Origin of the sequence: Micromonospora sp. NBC_01655, assembly GCF_026339755.1 — a bacterium.
In the GTDB taxonomy this organism is placed as follows: domain Bacteria; phylum Actinomycetota; class Actinomycetes; order Mycobacteriales; family Micromonosporaceae; genus Micromonospora.
Genome location: NZ_JAPEQF010000001.1, coordinates 1,973,885 through 1,991,233, shown reverse-complemented (window position 1 = coordinate 1,991,233; position 17,349 = coordinate 1,973,885). Strand labels below are relative to the sequence as shown.

The following is a 17,349-nucleotide window of genomic DNA, read 5'->3' as shown; positions in this document are numbered from 1 at the left end:
CGGTAGACACGGGCGATGACGAATCCTCCGCCGCCGATCCGGGTCGGCCGGCCCGACGACTTCGACGACATGGCCCGAATGATCGAGATCACGTTCCACACCACCTTCGGCGAGGAGACCCGCGAGGCCGAACGGGGCATCTGGGAGCCGGACCGGAGCCTGCTGATCCGGGACGGCGCGGATCTCGTGGCGCACGTCTCGGCGTTCACCCGGGAGCTGACCGTGCCGGGCGCCACGCTGCCGGCCGCCCACGTGACCATGGTCGGGGTGCTGCCGACGCACCGCCGCCGCGGCCTGCTCACCCGGCTCGTGCGCCGGCAGTTGCGCGACGTCCGGGACGCCGGCCGGGAGCCGGTGGCCGTGCTCTGGGCCAGCGAGGGCCGGATCTACCCCCGGTTCGGCTACGGCCTCGCCGCACAGGAGTACGCCGTCGAGTGCGCCACCACCGAGTTGCGGCTGCCCGCCCCGACCGCCGCCGAGGGCCGGCTGTGCCTGGACCGGCCCGTGGCGCGGCGGGCCGACCTGGCCCGGCTGTACGACCGGCTGCGCGCCGAGCGCCCCGGCTGGTCCGACCGGGACGACCGGTGGTGGCGGTACGTGCTGGCTGACCCGGCCGACGAGCGCGCCGGCGCGACCGAGCGCCGGGTGGTGCTGCACGAGGGCCCGGACGGCGAGGTCGACGGGTACGCGTTGTGGCGCTCGCGCCGGGACTCCGACGCCGCCGGCCCGCGCGGCGTGACGATCGTCGAGGAGCTGGTGGCCGCGGCCCCGGCGGCCCGGCTGGCGCTGTGGCGGCTGTTGCTCTCGCTCGACCTGACCCGCCGGCTCTCCTACCGGGGGCCGGTGGACGATCCGCTGCTGCGCCTGGTCGACGAGCCGCGCCGGCTGGTGGCCCGGCTCTCCGACGCGCTCTGGGTGCGGGTGGTGGACGTGCCGGCCGCGCTGGCCGCCCGCCGGTACGCCGTCGACGTGGACGTCGTCGTCGAGGTCACCGACGAGTTGCTGCCGGAGAACTCGGGGCGCTGGCGGCTGACCGGCGGGCCGGACGACGCCCGGTGCGGGCGCACCGACCGGCCGGCCGACCTGGCCTGCGACGTGCGGGCGCTCGGTGAGCTGTACCTGGGCGGGACGGGGCTGGCGGCGCTGGCCGACGCCGGGCGGGTCCACGAGCGGCGCCCCGGCGCGCTGGCCGCCGCCGGTCCCGCCTTCGCCTGGCACCGGGCCCCGGCGGGGATGGGCATCTTCTGAGCGCCCCCGCCCCGCCGGCCGGCATCCGTAACGGGGCGGGCGCGGCGGCGGGGCGGGCGGTACGGTCGGCTGATGGGTGACGCGGATCGACGGCGACGCCGGCTGAGGCACCACCCCGACGCCGAGGTGCCCACGGTGGCCACGGCCGGGGCGCAGGACGTGGCCGAGCCGCCGCCCCGCCGCCGGAGCGGTCCGGCGGGCGAGGAGCGCGACGGCGAGCGGGGCCTGCGCAGCCTGGTCGGCCCCGGCTCCTCCCAGGTGGGGCCCCTGGCGGCGCTGCGGGCCCGGGACGCGGCCCGCCCGACCGAGGAGGACCTGGCCGAGGCGGAGGCCCGGGTGGTCGTCGTCCGGCGCAACTGGGTGCCCCGCGAGGACCTGCCCCGCTCCGGCCGCTGACCCGGCCGGCCCGCCGACCCCCGGCGCGCCGGCTCAGGGCAGCTCGGGCAGTTCCCGGCTCTGCTCGTACGCGGTGACCTGGTCGATCCGGCGGGCGTGCCGGGGGTTGCCGGAGAACGAGGTGGTCAGGAACGCCTCGACGATGGCGGTGGCCTCGTCCAGGGTGTGCTGGCGGGCGCCGACGGCCACCACGTTGGCGTCGTTGTGCTCCCGGCCGAGCTGGGCGGTGTCGATGCTCCAGGCCAGCGCCGCCCGGACCCCCGCGACCTTGTTGGCGGCGATCTGCTCGCCGTTGCCGGAGCCGCCGATGACCACGCCGAGGCTGCCGGGGTCGGCCACCACCCGGGCCCCGGTGTGCAGGCAGAACGCCGGGTAGTCGTCGTCCGGGTCGAAGGCGTGCGGGCCGACGTCGGCCACCTCGTACCCCTGCTTGGCGAGGTGGCTGGCCAGGTGCACCTTCAGCTCGAAACCGGCGTGGTCGGATCCCAGGTAGACGCGCATACCGCGCAGTCTGTCAGGCCGCCGTCCGCGCCGCCGAGCCGGCGGCGGCGCGGAGCCGGATTCGTCACAGGAATGCAGGTCACGCGGGTGCCCGCCGCGTCGGGCCGGCGCGTCGGGCCGCTCAGCGGGACAGTTCGGCCACCACCAGGCCGCCGCGGGCCTTCGGGGTGAACCAGGTGCTCTTGCGCGGCATCTTCTCCCGGGCCAGGTTGACCGCGACGAAGTCGTCCACGGTCACCGGGGCGATCAGCACCGCCAGCTCGGCCCGGCCCGCCTCGACCTCGCCGGTCAGCCAGCTCGCCGGGTAGTCCCCGCCGACATAGGTGATCCGCTTGTCGCCCGGGTCGAGGCCGAGCGCGTCGCGCAGCAGCACCCGCTCGACCAGCGCGTGGTCGAGGTTCTCCAGCCGGCCGCCGTCGACGTGCGGCAGGCGTACCACGTACCCCTGGCCGGGGAGCCGGAGCGCGACGGTGCCGCCGGTCGTCGGGACCTCGACCGGGCCGTCGACCTCGGTGACCTCGGCGCCCGCGGCGCGGAGCCGGTCGACCAGCTCCGCCGGGGTGACGGTCAACTCGCTGACCAGCCGGTTGTACGGCTGGATGGCGACCGAGGCGGGGGTGGTCACCACGGCCAGGAAGCGGGGCAGGCCACCGGTCTGGGCGGCGAGGCTGCGGTGGTTGCCGTCGGCGACCACCAGCTCGCCGCCGCCGGCCAGCGCGGTCAGCGCGTCCTGCTCCGGGCCGGGGCCGAGCAGCCAGACGGCGTGCGTGCGCCCGGCCTGGTCGGTGTCGGTCGCGGCGGGCGCCCCGGCCGACTCGGTCGCCGCGGCGAGCGCGGCGTGCAGTTCGTCACCCCGGCCGGTCTGGAGCAGCAGCACGGGCGAGAGCAGGTGGCCGAGCGCCCCGGCGAGGGCGACCCGCTCGCGGACCTTCGCGATGAAGACGTCCTCGTTGCGGATGACCAGGCCCGGCTCGTCGGCGCTGGTGGAGATCTGGTCGGTGTCGACCATGGCGAACAGCCCGTACGCGGTCTCCTCCCCCGGCGCGCTGATCCGGTAGAGGACCACCACCTGCTCGGCCGGGGTGTAGCTGCCGTCGGCCTTGGCCTCGGCGAGACGGGCCACGGCGTCGGGAAGCGCGTCGAGGAAGGACTTCCCGAGGCTCTCCGGCGCCCGGTGCGGCATCTCGATGCCGAGGGCACTGTGCGGGTTCGCCCCGATGATCGCGGTGATCTCCGCGTCGTCGGCGAACTCGTCGTAGTTCTGCGCGCCGGTGCCGCCAGTGGTGATCCAGGCCCGGGCGATCGGATGTACGACCGTCATGTCCGCTGACGCTACCGCCGCCCGGTGACCCCGCGCAGCGGGCCCCGTACCCGGTCCACCAGTTGAAAGGCGGCACCCGGCGGGGTCGCCCGGGAGGTGGCCACCACCCGGGCGACGCCGACCACGATCGGCGGCGCCAGCAGGTCGACCATCTCGGCCGGCAGCGTCGGCCGGACCGCCGGCCAGCCGGCGTCCGCCACGGACCAGTACGTCGCACCGGGATCCCCGGTCGCCTCGTCGGACGTACGGCGGTGCTTACCCATCGGATGCCTCCACGAGCTGCCGGGTTCGGCCCTGCGGGCCGTAGGCGGGACATCCGGTGGAACGACCCCCGCGCCGCCCGGTGACGCCCCCACGGCGCGCCGCCGGGGCCGCGTGGGTCCCCGGCGGCGCGGCGGGCAGGGAACCCGGTCCGCCGCAGGCGTGACGCGGGCCCTTCCCCACCCTCAGTCGAAGGTGGGGCCGATCTCGCGGGAGCGCTTCAGCTCGTAGAAGCCGGGCGTGCCGGCGACGAGCAGCACGCCGTCCCAGAGCCGGCCGGCGGCCTCCCCCTTCGGGCGCGGGGTGACCACCGGGCCGAAGAAGGCCACCGGCGTGCCGTCCGGGCCCGGGGCGTGGACGACCGGGGTGCCCACGTCGGTGCCGACCGGCCGCATGCCGGCCTCGTGGCTGGCCCGCAGGGCCTCGTCGTACGCGGTGCTCTCGGCGGCGGCGGCCAGTTCCGGGTCCAGCCCGGCGTCGGTGAGCGCCGCCGCGTACAGTTCCGGGCCCAGGTTCTCCTTGCCGAGGTGGATCCGGGTGCCCAGCGCGGTGTACAACGTGCGGACGGCGTCCTGGCCGTACTTCTGCTCGGCCGCGACGCAGACCCGCACCGGGCCCCAGCCGGTCCGCATCAGTTCCTGGTACTCCTCGGGCAGGTCACGCCCCTCGTTGAGCACCGTCAGGCTCATCACGTGGAAGCGGATGGTCACGTCGCGGACCTGCTCCACCTCCAGCAGCCAACGGGAGGTGATCCACGCCCACGGACAGATCGGGTCGAACCACATGTCGACGGTGGCACGGTCGGTCACGGTGCGGTTCCCTTCGCGACGGGAGGGCCGGGAAGCCGGCACCTCGTCCCCCGATCCTCCACCCCACCCGGCATCGACCGGTACCGGAATGAGAGCGTGACCTCGGCCACCGAGAGGGGCCCGCCCATGGAAGACTCGGATCCGACCGGCCGTCACGAGCGGACGGTGGGCTGGCGCCGCGGCGGCGCAGGGCGAGAGTGGGATGGAGACGAACAGTGCCGGGAGTGCGCAACCTGACCCAGGTCGAGGCCACCGAGCGGGCCCGCCTGCTCGAGATCGCCGGGTACGACATCAGTCTGGACCTGTCGACCGCCGTCCAGGCCGCCGACGCCCGGACCTTCCGGTCGGTGACCGAGGTCCGGTTCCGCTGCGCCGAACCGGGCACGTCCACCTTCATCGAGGCCGCCGCCGAGTCGGTGCGCTCGGCGACGCTCAACGGCGTCCCGGTCGACATCTCCGGCTGGTCGGCGGACCGCGGGCTGACGCTGACCGGGCTGGCCGCGGAGAACATCCTCGTGGTCGACGCCGACTTCGCGTACTCGAACAGCGGGCAGGGGCTGCACCGCACGGTCGACCCGGTCGACGGGGAGACCTACCTCTACAGCCAGTTCGAGACGGCGGACGCCCAGAAGGTCTTCGCCTGCTTCGACCAGCCCGATCTGAAGAGCGTCTACACCTGGCACGCCACCGTCGCGGAACACTGGCGGGTGGTGTCCAACATGCCGGTCGAGCGCGAGGAGCCGGCCGGCGAGGGGTTCAAGACCGTCCACTTCGTCCCCTCGGTGCGGATGAGCACCTACATCACCGCGCTCTGCGCCGGCCCGTACCACGAGGTGCGGGACAGCCACGACGGCATCGACCTGGGGGTCTACTGCCGGGCCTCGATGGCGCAGTACCTCGACTCGGACGACCTGTTCCTGATCACCAAGCAGGGCTTCGACTTCTTCCACCAGCAGTTCGGGGTGCGTTACCCGCTGCCCAAGTACGACCAGCTCTGGGTGCCGGACTTCAACGCCGGCGCGATGGAGAACTTCGGCTGCGTCACCCACGCCGAGTCGCACTACATCTTCCGCTCCCAGGTCACCGACTTCGAGTACGAGCAGCGGGCCAACACGATCCTGCACGAGCTGGCCCACATGTGGTTCGGTGACCTGGTCACCATGCGCTGGTGGAACGACCTGTGGCTGAACGAGTCGTTCGCCGAGTGGGCCAGCCACTGGTGCAACGCCAACGCCACCCGGTTCTCCGACGCCTGGACGACCTTCCTGTCCATCCGGAAGAACTGGGGCTACCGGCAGGACCAGCTCTCCTCCACCCACCCGGTGTACTGCGAGATGCCGGACCTGGAGGCGGTCGAGGTCAACTTCGACGGCATCACGTACGCCAAGGGCGCGAGCGTGCTCAAGCAGCTCGTCGCGTACGTCGGCGAGGAGCCGTTCCTGGCCGGGCTGCGGGCCTACTTCGGCAAGCACGCCTGGGGCAACGCCACCTTCGACGACCTGCTGTCGGAGCTGGAGACGGCCTCCGGCCGGGAGCTGCGCAAGTTCGCCGCCCAGTGGCTGGAGACCGCCCAGGTCAACACCCTGCGCCCCGAGGTGACGATCGCCGCCGACGGCGGCTACCAGCGGGTGGTGGTGCGGCAGGAGGCGCCAGCCGGGCACCCGACCCTGCGCACCCACCGCATCGGCGTGGGCCTGTACGACCTGACCGACGGCCGGCTGGTCCGCCGGGAGCGGATCGAGGTCGACGTGACCGGCGAGCTGACCGAGCTGACCGACCTGCACGGCGTGCGGGCGGCCGACGTGCTGCTGCTCAACGACGACGACCTGACGTACACGAAGCTGCGCCTGGACGAGCGGTCGATGGCCACGGTGGTGCAGCACATCGCCGGCTTCGAGTCGTCGCTGTCGCGCGCCCTGTGCTGGACGGCCGCGTGGGACATGGTCCGCGACGCCGAGCTGTCGGCCCGCGACTACGTGTCGCTGGTGCTGGCCGGGCTGCCCGCGGAGACCGACATCAACCTGGTCACCGCCACCCTCCGCCAGGCCACCACCACGCTGGTCTACTACGCCGACCCGGCCTGGGCGCCGACCGGCTGGGCCGAGCTGTACCGGACGGCGAGGGCCACGCTGGCCGCCGCCGAGCCGGGCAGCGGGTTCCAGCTCGCCTGGGCCCGCGCCGTCACCTCGGCGGCCCGCTCCGACGAGGGCCTGGCGACGCTGCGGGGCTGGCTGTCCGGCACCGACGTGCCGGCCGGGCTGACCGTCGACACCGAGCTGCGCTGGACGATCCTCCAGCAGCTCGTGGCCAACGGGGCCGCCGGCCCCGAGGAGATCGAGGCCGAGCTGGCCGGCGACCGCACCGCCAGCGGCGAGCGGGAGGCCGCGTACGCGCACGCGCTGGTGCCGACGGAGGAGAACAAGGCCGCCGTCTGGGCCCAGCTCACCGGTCCGGACGCGCTGTCGAACTGGCGCAACCGGGCGCTGTTGCAGGGCTTCGCCCCGTCCGTGCAGGCGGAGCTGGTCGCCCCGTACGGGGAGAAGTACTTCGCCGTGGTGGACCAGATCTGGGCGCAGCGGGACAGCGAGCCGGCGCAGGAGTTCGTCCAGCTCGCGTACCCGGACCAGCAGGTCTCCGAGGAGACCGTCGCCGCCACCGACGCGTGGCTGGCCGCCGGCGGGCAGCCGGCACCGCTGCGCCGGCTGGTCGCCGAGGGCCGCGACGCCGTCGTCCGCGCGCTGCGGGCCCGCGCCCGGGACGCCCACAGCGCCTGAGGTGAGTGTTACCCGGCCCGGGGCTGGCGTGGGCGAACTGTCCCGCCGGCCCCGGCCGTCATGGTTGGGCAGGGAGGCGGACGTGATGGCACAGCCGACGTACGAGTGGCACCCACCGGAGCGGGGTTGGCGCGAGCAGGACCTGTTCGACCTACCCGAGGACGGGAACCGCTACGAGACCATCGACGGAAGCCTGCACGTGACGCCACCGGCTGGTTACGCCCACCACGAGCTGGCGGACGAGATCCGGCTGACACTGCGCGCCGCGGCCCCGAAGGGGTGGCGGGTGATCCGTGGAGCCGGGCTCAGGGCGCCGGGCAGCAACCTGATCCCGGACCTGACGGTGTTGACGCCGGGCGCTCCGGCGGACGGCATGTGGATCGAGCCGTCCGACGTGGCGCTCGTCGTCGAGGTGGAGTCGCCCAGCAGCCGACGGCACGACCGGTTCACGAAGCCTTGGCCGATGACGCTCGACCCGAGCGCCTGGCCGCGCTGAGCGCGCCCTCCGGTCGACCCGCCCCCGAACGCACCGACACCCGGGCCGCCGTCGCGGACCGGGTGTCGTCGTCGTGCGGGCAGGCTCCTGCGGCGCAGGCGTCGTCCCTGCCGCTCAGCCCCCCGGCCGGGGGCTCAGCCCTTGCCGGCGTGGCTGGCGAGCTGGTCGAGGCCGTTGATGATGCCGCCGGCCAGGTCGCCGCCGCCGAAGGCCGCCACCATGGAGAGCGCGGCCAGCTTGGCGTACGTGTCGGGGATGCGCTTGCGGGCGTGCCGGCCGGTGACGACCTCCAGCTGGCGCTGGTTGGGCGACACCGCGATCAGGACCGACCGGTCGGGGTCGGCGAGCTGCCGGTGCAGCCGCTGGGCGTGCTCGCGGATCGGGTCGTCGAGGCCGCCGACGTAGACCGAGAAGACCAGCCCGGTCCCCTGGTCGGCCAGGCGGAGCGCCTCGTCGATGCGCAGTAGCTGACGGGTCGAGAAGGGCCCGTCGAGCACCTCGGGCGGTGTTCCCGTGCCGGCCTGCATCTCACCAACGGTCACTTGCGCCTCCGGTTCCCCCGGCCGGCGCCTCGATGCCGGCTTTCTCAAGCTTGTGGCTGGTCAGCGCCGGCGCCTGCGCGCCCGCGGTCAGCACGGTGCCGGCCGAGTCGGCCAGCTGCTCCGGACGGCCCAGGAACCAGACCGGAGTGAAGTCGAAGGGCCGGCCCGGCCGGTAGCGCCGGACGGCGCCGCCCCTGCCCGGGCCGCCGGCGAACGCCAGCGCGGTGATCACCAGCACCACGGCCGCCGGGATGCCGACGAAGATCAGCAACGTCTCGGTAACAGACAATCCCAACGCCCCCAGGCGGAAAGAGAGACCAGGAATTCCGGGTCGGGTGGACGATCATGACACCGACCGCCCGACTCCGCTCGTATTCACGTTAGCGGAGTCGACGGCCAGCCAGATTGCGGGGTGGCGATCCCACCCGTCACTGGCGTGCTCAAGCTGCGCGGCGGCCTCGATCAGAGTGGCGTCGGCACCGTACCGGCCGGTGAGCAGGACACCCACCGGCAGGCCCCCGGCGGTGCGACCGAGCGGCAGGGAAACCGACGGTTCGCCCGTGACGTTGAACACGGCGCAGTACGGCGAGAACCGCCGCTGCCGGTCGAAGTCGCGCTCCGGGTCGCCGTCGGCGGTGAACCAGCCGACCGGCGCCTGCGGCGCGGCCAGGGTCGGGCAGAGCAGCAGGTCGCACCCGGCGGTGCGGCGGGCACCCCGGCGCACCTGGGCCTGTAGTTCCCCGAGGGCGCCCATCAGCGCACCGGCGGAGACGGCCGCGCCCCGGGCCCGCAGGAACCGGGTCAGCGGCAGCAGTCGGCTCTCCCGCTCCGGCGTCACCGGGGTGAGCGCCAGGACGTACCAGACGGTCTCGAACAGCGGCCACGCCTCGGGGCCGAACGGCGCGGGGACCTCGACCACCTCGTGGCCGGCCTCGGCGAGCAGCGCGGCGGCCCGGTCGACGGCGGCCACGCAGTCGGGGTGCACCGGCTCGTCGGCGAGCATCGGGGTGGTGAACCGGCCGATCCGCAGCGGGCCGGGCGCAGCCCGCCGGGCCGCGCCGAGGTAGCCGCCGTCGGGCGCGGCCGGCGGCAGGTACGGCTCGCCGGGCACCGGCGCGGCCATGACGTCGAGCAGCGCGGCGACGTCGGCGACGGTGCGCCCCAGCGGCCCGTTGACCGGCAGGCCGAACGCGCCGAAGCCGAGCGGCCCACCGGGCACCGCGCCCCGGCTGGGTTTGTAGCCCACCAGCCCGCACAGGGAGGCGGGGATGCGCAGGGAGCCGCCGCCGTCGGAGCCCTGGGCCACCGGGACCAGCCCGGCGGCCACCGCCGCCGCCGCGCCGCCGCTGGACCCGCCGGCCGTGTACGCCAGGTCCCACGGGTTGCGGGCCGGCGGCGCGACCAGCCCCTCGGAGTACAGCGAGCAGCCCAGCTCGCTGGTGGTGGTCTTACCGAGGCTGACCAGCCCGGCGGCGCGCATCAGCCGGACCACGTCGGCGTCGAGCGGGGGCACCAGGTCGGCGAAGGCCGCCGAGCCGAAGGTGGTGCGCACCCCGGCGGTGAGGGTCAGGTCCTTGACCGCCGTGGGCACCCCGTGCAGCGGGCCCCGCCCCTCGACGGGCACCGCGTCGGCGGCCCGCGCCGCGTCCCGGGCCAGCTCGGGCGTGACGGTGACGAACGCGCCGACGGTGTCGCCGAGCGCGTCGACCCGGGCCAGGTGGTGCGCGACGAGCTCCAGGCTGGACAGCTCGCCGCGCGCGATCGCGGCGCCCTGCTCCAGCGCGGTCAGGTCGTGCAGCTCAGCCACCCCGCCATCCTGCCCTGTCCGGGCACCGGGCGCCGTCCGACACGGCCGGTCAACGCGCCGGGGACCGGTCGTCGTCGGGCGCGCCGGCCCGGTCGCGGCCGACCGGCGGCAGCTCCCGGGCGGCCACCCGCCGGTCGATGCCGAGGAAGCGCAGGGCGTTGGCGGACAGCAGCTTGTCGCGCTGCCGCGCCGTGAGGAAGTCCGCCTCGCGGACCACCCGCCCGGCCGGGCGCTCCCCCAGCGGGTACGGGTAGTCGCTGCCGACCAGCACCCGGTCCTCGCCCATGGTGTCCACCAGCAGCCGCAGCGCCGCCGGTTCGAACACCACCGAGTCCACACAGAACCGGTCGACGTACCCGCTGGGCGGCGCGGCGGACGCGCCCCGGACCAGGTCGCCCCGGCGGTGCCAGGCGTTGTCGGCACGACCCAGCCAGAACGGGAAGCTCCCGCCACCGTGCGCGAAGCAGATCCGCAGCGACTCCGGCACCCGGTCGAACACGCCGCCGAGGATCAGCGCCAGCACCGACAGGTGCGTCTCGGCGGGCATCCCGGTCAGCCAGCGGGCCATCCACCGGTCCAGCCGGGGCCCGCCCGGCATGTCCCAGGGGTGCACGAAGACCGGCGCGCCGACCTCGGCGCAGTGCTGGAGGAAGGTGACCACGCCCGCGTCGTCGAGGTCCCGGTCGCCGACGTGGTTGCCGATCTCCACCCCGACGTGCCCGGCCGCGAGGCAGCGGTCCAGTTCGGCGCAGGCCGCGTCCGGGTCCTGCAACGGCACCTGGCAGAACGGCACCAGCCGGTCGCCGCCGGCGGCGGTGACCTCCAGGGTGAGGTCGTTGAAGATCCGGGCCACCTTCACCGCCTGGTCGGCGGGGCGGTCGTAGCTGAAGAAGACCGGGGTCGGGGACACCACCTGCACGTCGATCCCGTCGGCGGCCATGTCGGCCAGCCGGCTCGGCGCGTCCCAGCACTGCGCGCCGACCGGCCGGAACTCCGTCTCCCCCACCATGATCATGGCGGCCCGCTCGGAGTCGACCCGCAGCCAGGGCCAGCCGGACCCGCCGCACGCCGCGCCGAGGTCCGGCCACCCCTTCGGTACGACGTGCGTGTGCACGTCCACCACCGGCCGCCCGGCGGACGCCCCCATCAGCCCTTGCCCGGGTGCAGCGTGCCGCACTCGCCGCAGGTGCGGGCGGCCTCGTCGGCGTAGAACGCGCCGAACACCGGGGGCAGGTCGGCGGCGATGTCGCGGACCTGCAACTCCACCTCGTGCACCTTGTGCCCGCACTCCGGGCAGTACCACTGGAACTTCTCCAGCGTGCCCTCCTCGCGGACCCGTTCGACCACCACGCCGATCGAGCCGGCCTCGGGACGCTGCGGCGAGTGCGGGGTGTCGCGCGGCAGCATCCACATCTGGCCCTCGCGCACGTGCACCGTACGCGGCCCCTGCGGGGTCATCAGGTTGATGTGCATGTTGCCCTTGACCTGGTAGAAGAACTCCTCGTACGGGTCGACGTGGAAGTCGGTGCGCTGGTTCGGCCCGCCCACCACCATCACGATGAAGTCGTCCCCGCCGGGGAACATCTCCCGGTTGCCCACCGGCGGCTTCAGCAGGTGCTGGTTCTCGGCGACCCACCCGGGGAAGCTGAACGGCTCGGCGATCTCACTCACGACTGACCTCCCGGCGGAAGAAGTGCCACGGCTTGCATCTCGACGAGCAGGTGTGGGTGCGGAAGCTGGTGCACCGCGACGGTCGTCCGGGTCGGCCCGGTGGCGTCGAAGAACTCCGCCCACACCTCGTTGTAGCCACCGAAGTCGTTCATGTTGACCAGGTACGACGTCACCTGCACCAGGTCGGGCAGGTCGGCGCCGACCGACCGCAGCACGTCCCGGATGTTCCCGATCACGGCCCGGGTCTGCGCCCGGATGTCGAGGTCGGTCGTGCCGAACTCGTCCACCGACACGCCGGCGAAGGTGTTGTCCGGCCGCCGGGACGACGTACCGGAGACGAAGACGAACCCGCCCGCGACCTTGACGTGCGGAAACGCCCCGCGCGGCACGGCCTTGCCGGCGACCACGCGGGCGGTCACGACGACGCCCGCAGCGACGCGGTGCCGAGCTTCTCCACCACGGCGCGGACGTGGGCGCCGGGGCGTAGCGGCACGGCGGCGGTGGCGGCTCCGGCCAGGAAGACCCAGCCGGAGCGGAGCCGCACGCCGTGCCGGCCGGCGAGGCGGAGCCCCTCGTCGAGGGTCCGGCGGGGGTCGCCGAGGATCGCGGCGGTCGAGCCGACCTGGGCGACCCGGCCGTCGATCTCAAGGAGCACGCCGAGGTTGTCCAGCCCGTCCGGGACCGGCGACCAGGCTCCGACGGTGAACGCGGCGGCGGAGGCGTTGTCGGCGATGACGTCGGGCAGGGAGAAGGTGAAGTCGGCGTACCGGGAGTCGATCAGCTCGATCGCCGGGGCCACCGCGCGTACCGCGTCGGTGAACGCGCCGACCGGCTCGCCCGGCTCGGGCAGCCGGTCCAGCAGGAACGCCACCTCCGGCTCGACCCGGGGGTGGATGAAGTCGGCGACATCGACGGCGCCGCCGTCGGGGACCCGCATCACGTCGGTGAGCCGGCCCCAGATCACCTCGTCCACCCCGACCTGGGCCATCTTCGCCCGGCTGGTCAGCCCCATCTTCAGCCCGACCAGGCGCTCGCCCCGGTCCAGCCGGCGCTGCACGAGCGCGGTCTGCACCGCGTACGCGCCGTCGGCGTCCAGGCCGATCTCGGCGGCGAGCTGCGGTATCGCGGTGGCCGTGTCGGCCGCCGTCCCCAGCCGGCCGGCGACGCCGGCGGTGTCCACCCCGATCACGCGACCTCCTCCTGCCCACGCCGGCCCGCGAGGTCCAACGCCACGTCCACGATCATGTCCTCCTGGCCGCCGACCATCCGCCGCCGGCCCAACTCCACCAGGATCGACCGGACGTCCACCCCGTACTTCGCCGAGGCACGCTCGGCGTGCCGCAGGAAGCTGGAGTAGACCCCCGCGTACCCGAGGGAGAGCGTCTCCCGGTCGACCTGGACCGGCCGGTCCTGGAGCGGCCGGACGATCTCGTCGGCCGCGTCCATCAACGCGAACACGTCGCAGCCGTGCTTCCAGCCGTGCAGCTCGGCGACCGCGACGAACACCTCCAGCGGCGCGTTGCCGGCCCCGGCGCCCATCCCGGCCAGGGACGCGTCCACCCGCACCGTGCGCCCGTGCGGGGCGTCCGGGCCGGCCGGGGCGGCACCGGCGATCCGGCCGTGCTCGACGGCGACCACGCTGTTGGCCACCCCCAACGACAGGTTGTGGTGGGCGTGGATGCCGATCTGCGTCTCCGGTTCGAGGACCTGCCGGTACGCGTCGATCCGCTCGGCCACGTCGGACATCAGCAACCGGCCGCCGGAGTCGGTCACGTAGACGCAGTGCGCGCCGTACGACTCCATCAGCCTGGCCTGGGCGGCCAGCCCGGCCGGGTCGTTCATGTGCGACATCATCAGGAACCCGGACACGTCCATGCCGTTCTCCCGGGCCCAGGAGATGTGCTGGGCGGAGATGTCGGCCTCGGTGCAGTGGGTGGCGATCCGGACGCTGGTCACCCCCAGCGCCTTCGCCGCCCTCAGGTCGGCGATGGTGCCGATCCCGGGCAGCAGCAGGGTGGTCAGCCGCGCGCTGGTCAGCACCTCGGCGGCGGCGGAGATCCAGTCGGCGTCGCTGGCCGCGCCGTGGCCGTAGTTGACGCTGGACCCGGCCAGCCCGTCGCCGTGCGCCACCTCGATCGCGGCCACCCCGGCCGCGTCGAGCGCGGCGGCGATGGTGCGCACCTGGTCGACGGTGTACCGGTGGGCGACGGCGTGCATGCCGTCGCGTAGGGTCACGTCCTGCACGTACAGGTCGGTCATGCGGTCACCACCTTGCGCAGGGCGACCAGCCGCTCGGCGGTGCGCAGCGCGGCCGAGGTCATGATGTCCAGGTTCCCGGCGTACGCCGGAAGGTGGTGCCCGGCCCCGGACACCTCCAGGAACACCGACACCTGGAGCCCGGTGAGGTGCCGGCCCAGCGCCGGCACGTACGCGTCGACCGGGTCGAACTGCACGTCCTGCTTGAGCCGGTACCCCGGGACGTACTCCTGCACCGTCGCCACCATCTGCGCCACCGATCCGGCGATCGCATCCCGGTCGGCGTCGGCGTCCGGGCACAGGCAGTAGACCGTGTCCCGCATCATCAGCGGCGGGTCGGCCGGATTCAGCACGATGATCGCCTTCCCCCGCCCCGCGCCACCGACCACCTCGATCGCCCGCGCGGTCGTCTCGGTGAACTCGTCGATGTTGGCCCGGGTGCCCGGTCCGGCCGACTTCGAGGCGATCGAGGCGACGATCTCGCCGTATGCCACCGCCGTCACCCGACCGACCGCGGCCACGATCGGCACGGTGGCCTGACCGCCGCAGGTCACCATGTTCACGTTGGGTTCGTGCAGGTGCTCGTCCAGGTTGACCGGCGGCACCACGTACGGGCCGATCGCCGCCGGGGTCAGGTCCACCACCGTCCGGCCGAGGGCGCGCAGCACCTCGTCGTGGCGCCGGTGCGCGCCGGCCGACGTGGCGTCGAAGACCAACTCCACGTCCGCGAACCCGGGCAGCGCCACCAGGCCGTCGACGCCCTCGGCGGTGGTCGCCACGCCGAGCCGGCGGGCCCGGGCCAGCCCCTCGGAGTCCGGGTCGATACCGGCCATCGCCACCATCCGCAGGCTCCCCGGGGAGGGCGCGGAACGCGGCGAAGCGGAGTCCCGCAGCGGCCCGTCAGGGCTGCCGCTGCGCCGCAACACCTTGATCATCAAGTCGGTCCCGATGTTGCCGGAACCGAGCACCGCCACCCCGACGCTCATGCCGCGTCCCCCTTCGAGAAACAGGCCCGGACCGAACCGAGCCCGGAGATCCGCGCCTCGTACGAGGCGCCGGGAGTGACCGGCACCATCGGGCCGAGCGCTCCCGAGAGCACCACGTCCCCGGTCCGCAGCGGGTCACCGGATCGGGCCATGGTCTGCGCGAGCCAGGCCACCGCGTGCAGTGGGTTGCCCATGCAGGCCGCCGCGGCGCCGACCGAGACCGGTTCCCCGGCGTGTTCGAGGACCATGCCGGCCAGCCGCAGGTCCACGTCGGCCAGCCGGCGGGGCGTGGTGCCGAGCACGAACAGGCCGCTGGAGGCGTTGTCGGCGACGGTGTCCACGATGGAGATGTCCCAGCCCGCGACCCGGGAGTCGACGATCTCGATGGCCGGCAGCAGGTGGTCGACCGCCCGAATGACGTCGACGGTGGTGACCCGCTCCTCGGGCAGGTCCGCACCGAGCACGAAGGCGATCTCCGCCTCGACCCGGGGCTGGAGCAGCCGGTCCGTCGCGATCTCGTCACCGTCGGGCACCGCCATGCTGTCCAGCAGCACCCCGAAGTCGGGCTGGTGCACCCCGAGGTTCTCCTGCACCGCCCGAGAGGTCAGGCCGATCTTCGCGCCGGTCCGGCGGTGCCCGGCGTCCAGCCACCGCCGGACCTGGTGCTGCTGCACCCGGTACGCCGAGGCGACGTCCCCCTCGGGCAGCAGCCGGCCGCGCAGCGGCGGGCAGGGTTTGCCGGACTCGCGGGCCTGGAGCAGCTCGCCGGCGGCCAACTCGATGTCGGTCATGTCAGGTCCACGCAGACGTTGGTGAGTTCGGAGTAGAAGTCCAGGGAGTGCACGCCGCCCTCCCGACCGATGCCGGACGCCTTCACCCCGCCGAACGGGGTGCGCAGGTCCCGCAAAAACCACGTGTTGACCCAGACGATCCCGGCGTCCAGCCGTGCCCCCGCCCGGTGCGCCCGACCCACGTCCCGGGTCCACACCGTCGCCGCCAGGCCGTACTCCGAGCCGTTGGCCAGCGCGTACGCCTCCTCCTCGACGTCGAACGGAGCCACGTGCACCACCGGCCCGAAGATCTCCTCCCGGTTGGTCCGGGCATCCGGACCGAGGCCGGTGAGCACGGTCGGCCGCACGTACGCGCCACCGTCGCGGGCGTCGCCGAACGTGGGCCGGCCGCCCCCCGCGAGCACCTGCGCGCCCTCGGCGCGGGCCAGGTCGTGGTAGCCGAGCACCTTCCTGCGGTGCTGCTGGGAGATCAGTGGCATGTTCACGGTCGCCTCGTCCGCCGGCCACCCGTACGCCAGGCCGTCGGCGGCCTTCGCCAACCGCTCGACGAACTCGTCGAACACCGGGCGCTGCACGTAGATCCGTTCCGTGCACAGGCAGACCTGGCCGCCGTTGGTGAAGCTCGACCGCACCGAACCCGCGACCGCCGCGTCCAGGTCGGCGTCGGCGAAGACCAGGCCGGCGTTCTTCCCGCCCAGCTCGAACGAGACCGCCTTCACCCCGTCCGCCGCCGCCCGCATGATCGCCCCGCCGGTCGACGACTCACCGGTGAAGGTGATGGCGTCCACCCCCGGGTGCCGGGTCAGGAACTCCCCCGCCGAATCCGGGCCGAACCCGTGCACCAGGTTGAACACCCCGTCCGGCACCCCAGCCGCCGCCATCACCTCGGCCAGCAGGGTCGCCGAAGCGGGCGTCTCCTCACTCGGCTTGACCACCACCGCGTTGCCGCAGGCCAACGCCGGAGCTACCTTCCACGTCAGCAACAGCAGCGGCAGGTTCCACGGCACCACCACCGCGACCACACCCACCGGCTTTCGCACCGCGTAGTTCAACGCCCGCCCGCCGGACGGGGTGACCGTGGTGAACGACTCCGTCGGCGCCGTCGCCACGATCTCCGCGAACGCCCGGAAGTTCGCCGCCCCACGCGGAACGTCCAGCGTCCGGGCCTGCGAGATCGACTTACCCGTGTCCGCCACCTCGGCCGTCACCAGGTCGTCGAACCGGCGCTCCAACTCGTCGGCGACCCGGCGCAGCACCTCGGCGCGCTCCCGCTCACCCATCCGGCCCCACGGCCCACGCAGCGCCGCCCGGGCGGCGGCCACCGCGTCGTCCACCGTCGACCGATCGGCCTCCACCACCTCGAACACCGGCTCCCCCGTCACGGGACTCCGCTTGGTGAACCGCCGGCCGGCGGCGACGAACTCCCCGCCCACGAAGTGCCGCAGCAGCCCCGGCCCGCGGGTCGCCCGCCCGGCCATCAGGCCGGGATC

At 74.1% G+C, this 17,349-nt stretch carries 19 protein-coding genes; 4 read left to right on the top strand and 15 right to left on the bottom strand.

Annotated elements, in window-relative coordinates; translation table 11 throughout:
- The first annotated feature begins 15 nt into the window (after positions 1–15).
- The gene (locus OOK41_RS09580) at positions 16–1,248 is read left to right on the top strand and encodes a GNAT family N-acetyltransferase (protein WP_266264042.1); all 1,233 of its coding nucleotides are present in this window, start codon (positions 16–18) and stop codon (positions 1,246–1,248) included.
- A gap of 72 nt (positions 1,249–1,320) precedes the next feature.
- Complete coding sequence (locus OOK41_RS09575) at positions 1,321–1,644, top strand: hypothetical protein (RefSeq protein ID WP_266264040.1); 324 nt, start codon at positions 1,321–1,323, stop codon at positions 1,642–1,644.
- A 33-nt stretch (positions 1,645–1,677) separates the two neighbouring features.
- On the opposite strand, the gene OOK41_RS09570 is transcribed toward OOK41_RS09575, so the two are convergent.
- From OOK41_RS09570 to OOK41_RS09555, 4 genes are all read right to left on the bottom strand, one after another.
- Positions 1,678–2,145: a ribose-5-phosphate isomerase gene (locus tag OOK41_RS09570; RefSeq protein ID WP_117670934.1), complete on the bottom strand. Its 468-nt coding sequence runs from the start codon at positions 2,143–2,145 to the stop codon at positions 1,678–1,680.
- A gap of 121 nt (positions 2,146–2,266) precedes the next feature.
- Positions 2,267–3,466 (bottom strand): DUF1015 family protein, encoded by a 1,200-nt coding sequence (locus OOK41_RS09565; protein ID WP_117670932.1) that lies wholly within the window; start codon positions 3,464–3,466, stop codon positions 2,267–2,269.
- An 11-nt stretch (positions 3,467–3,477) separates the two neighbouring features.
- Positions 3,478–3,729 carry a hypothetical protein gene (locus OOK41_RS09560; protein WP_243639992.1) on the bottom strand — a complete coding sequence of 84 codons (252 nt, stop codon included), beginning with the start codon at positions 3,727–3,729 and terminating at the stop codon, positions 3,478–3,480.
- A gap of 183 nt (positions 3,730–3,912) precedes the next feature.
- Positions 3,913–4,536 (bottom strand): disulfide bond formation protein DsbA, encoded by a 624-nt coding sequence (locus tag OOK41_RS09555; protein ID WP_266264037.1) that lies wholly within the window; start codon positions 4,534–4,536, stop codon positions 3,913–3,915.
- 224 nt (positions 4,537–4,760) lie between these two features.
- On the opposite strand from OOK41_RS09555, the gene pepN reads away from it, so the two are divergent.
- Together pepN and OOK41_RS09545 are read left to right on the top strand one after the other, a co-directional pair.
- Positions 4,761–7,310 carry an aminopeptidase N gene (gene pepN, locus OOK41_RS09550; RefSeq protein ID WP_266264035.1) on the top strand — a complete coding sequence of 850 codons (2,550 nt, stop codon included), beginning with the start codon at positions 4,761–4,763 and terminating at the stop codon, positions 7,308–7,310.
- Between the two features lie 85 nt (positions 7,311–7,395).
- Positions 7,396–7,806 (top strand): Uma2 family endonuclease, encoded by a 411-nt coding sequence (locus tag OOK41_RS09545; RefSeq protein WP_266264033.1) that lies wholly within the window; start codon positions 7,396–7,398, stop codon positions 7,804–7,806.
- Between the two features lie 134 nt (positions 7,807–7,940).
- Here the strand turns inward: OOK41_RS09545 and OOK41_RS09540 are convergent, their stop codons facing one another.
- The 11 genes from OOK41_RS09540 to OOK41_RS09490 all read right to left on the bottom strand — a co-directional run bounded on the left by OOK41_RS09540 (position 7,941) and on the right by OOK41_RS09490 (position 17,337).
- Positions 7,941–8,348, bottom strand: coding sequence for a DUF5130 family protein (locus OOK41_RS09540; protein ID WP_266264031.1), 408 nt, complete (start codon positions 8,346–8,348; stop codon positions 7,941–7,943).
- The gene (locus OOK41_RS09535; protein WP_266267762.1) at positions 8,335–8,619 is read right to left on the bottom strand and encodes a hypothetical protein; all 285 of its coding nucleotides are present in this window, start codon (positions 8,617–8,619) and stop codon (positions 8,335–8,337) included. Before OOK41_RS09535 ends, OOK41_RS09540 begins: the two co-directional genes overlap by 14 nt.
- A gap of 72 nt (positions 8,620–8,691) precedes the next feature.
- Positions 8,692–10,155, bottom strand: coding sequence for an amidase (locus OOK41_RS09530; protein WP_266264029.1), 1,464 nt, complete (start codon positions 10,153–10,155; stop codon positions 8,692–8,694).
- Between the two features lie 49 nt (positions 10,156–10,204).
- Positions 10,205–11,302: an amidohydrolase family protein gene (locus OOK41_RS09525; protein WP_266264028.1), complete on the bottom strand. Its 1,098-nt coding sequence runs from the start codon at positions 11,300–11,302 to the stop codon at positions 10,205–10,207.
- Entirely contained in the window at positions 11,302–11,826 is a 525-nt protein-coding gene (locus OOK41_RS09520; RefSeq protein ID WP_117670920.1) for a 3-hydroxyanthranilate 3,4-dioxygenase, read from the bottom strand. The genes OOK41_RS09525 and OOK41_RS09520 overlap by 1 nt, the downstream gene beginning before the upstream one ends.
- The gene (locus OOK41_RS09515) at positions 11,823–12,245 is read right to left on the bottom strand and encodes a RidA family protein (RefSeq protein ID WP_117670918.1); all 423 of its coding nucleotides are present in this window, start codon (positions 12,243–12,245) and stop codon (positions 11,823–11,825) included. The genes OOK41_RS09520 and OOK41_RS09515 overlap by 4 nt, the downstream gene beginning before the upstream one ends.
- Complete coding sequence (locus tag OOK41_RS09510; RefSeq protein ID WP_117670916.1) at positions 12,242–13,015, bottom strand: 2-keto-4-pentenoate hydratase; 774 nt, start codon at positions 13,013–13,015, stop codon at positions 12,242–12,244. The genes OOK41_RS09515 and OOK41_RS09510 overlap by 4 nt, the downstream gene beginning before the upstream one ends.
- Complete coding sequence (gene dmpG, locus OOK41_RS09505; protein ID WP_117670914.1) at positions 13,012–14,085, bottom strand: 4-hydroxy-2-oxovalerate aldolase; 1,074 nt, start codon at positions 14,083–14,085, stop codon at positions 13,012–13,014. Before dmpG ends, OOK41_RS09510 begins: the two co-directional genes overlap by 4 nt.
- Positions 14,082–15,068, bottom strand: coding sequence for an acetaldehyde dehydrogenase (acetylating) (locus tag OOK41_RS09500; protein ID WP_266264023.1), 987 nt, complete (start codon positions 15,066–15,068; stop codon positions 14,082–14,084). Before OOK41_RS09500 ends, dmpG begins: the two co-directional genes overlap by 4 nt.
- Complete coding sequence (locus OOK41_RS09495; protein ID WP_266264022.1) at positions 15,065–15,859, bottom strand: 2-keto-4-pentenoate hydratase; 795 nt, start codon at positions 15,857–15,859, stop codon at positions 15,065–15,067. The genes OOK41_RS09500 and OOK41_RS09495 overlap by 4 nt, the downstream gene beginning before the upstream one ends.
- Entirely contained in the window at positions 15,856–17,337 is a 1,482-nt protein-coding gene (locus OOK41_RS09490; RefSeq protein ID WP_117670995.1) for a 2-hydroxymuconic semialdehyde dehydrogenase, read from the bottom strand. Before OOK41_RS09490 ends, OOK41_RS09495 begins: the two co-directional genes overlap by 4 nt.
- Positions 17,338–17,349 lie beyond the last annotated feature (12 nt).

Excerpts from the sequence above, each read along its gene's own strand:
- OOK41_RS09580 (WP_266264042.1), top strand. The coding sequence starts at position 16 with ATGACGAATCCTCCGCCGCCGATCCGGGTCGGCCGGCCCGACGACTTC.
- OOK41_RS09575 (WP_266264040.1), top strand. The coding sequence starts at position 1,321 with ATGGGTGACGCGGATCGACGGCGACGCCGGCTGAGGCACCACCCCGAC.
- OOK41_RS09570 (WP_117670934.1), bottom strand. The coding sequence starts at position 2,145 with ATGCGCGTCTACCTGGGATCCGACCACGCCGGTTTCGAGCTGAAGGTG.
- OOK41_RS09565 (WP_117670932.1), bottom strand. The coding sequence starts at position 3,466 with ATGACGGTCGTACATCCGATCGCCCGGGCCTGGATCACCACTGGCGGC.
- OOK41_RS09560 (WP_243639992.1), bottom strand. The coding sequence starts at position 3,729 with ATGGGTAAGCACCGCCGTACGTCCGACGAGGCGACCGGGGATCCCGGT.
- OOK41_RS09545 (WP_266264033.1), top strand. The coding sequence starts at position 7,396 with ATGGCACAGCCGACGTACGAGTGGCACCCACCGGAGCGGGGTTGGCGC.
- OOK41_RS09525 (WP_266264028.1), bottom strand. The coding sequence starts at position 11,302 with ATGGGGGCGTCCGCCGGGCGGCCGGTGGTGGACGTGCACACGCACGTC.
- dmpG (WP_117670914.1), bottom strand. The coding sequence starts at position 14,085 with ATGACCGACCTGTACGTGCAGGACGTGACCCTACGCGACGGCATGCAC.
- OOK41_RS09500 (WP_266264023.1), bottom strand. The coding sequence starts at position 15,068 with ATGAGCGTCGGGGTGGCGGTGCTCGGTTCCGGCAACATCGGGACCGAC.
- OOK41_RS09495 (WP_266264022.1), bottom strand. The coding sequence starts at position 15,859 with ATGACCGACATCGAGTTGGCCGCCGGCGAGCTGCTCCAGGCCCGCGAG.
- OOK41_RS09490 (WP_117670995.1), bottom strand. The coding sequence starts at position 17,337 with ATGGCCGGGCGGGCGACCCGCGGGCCGGGGCTGCTGCGGCACTTCGTG.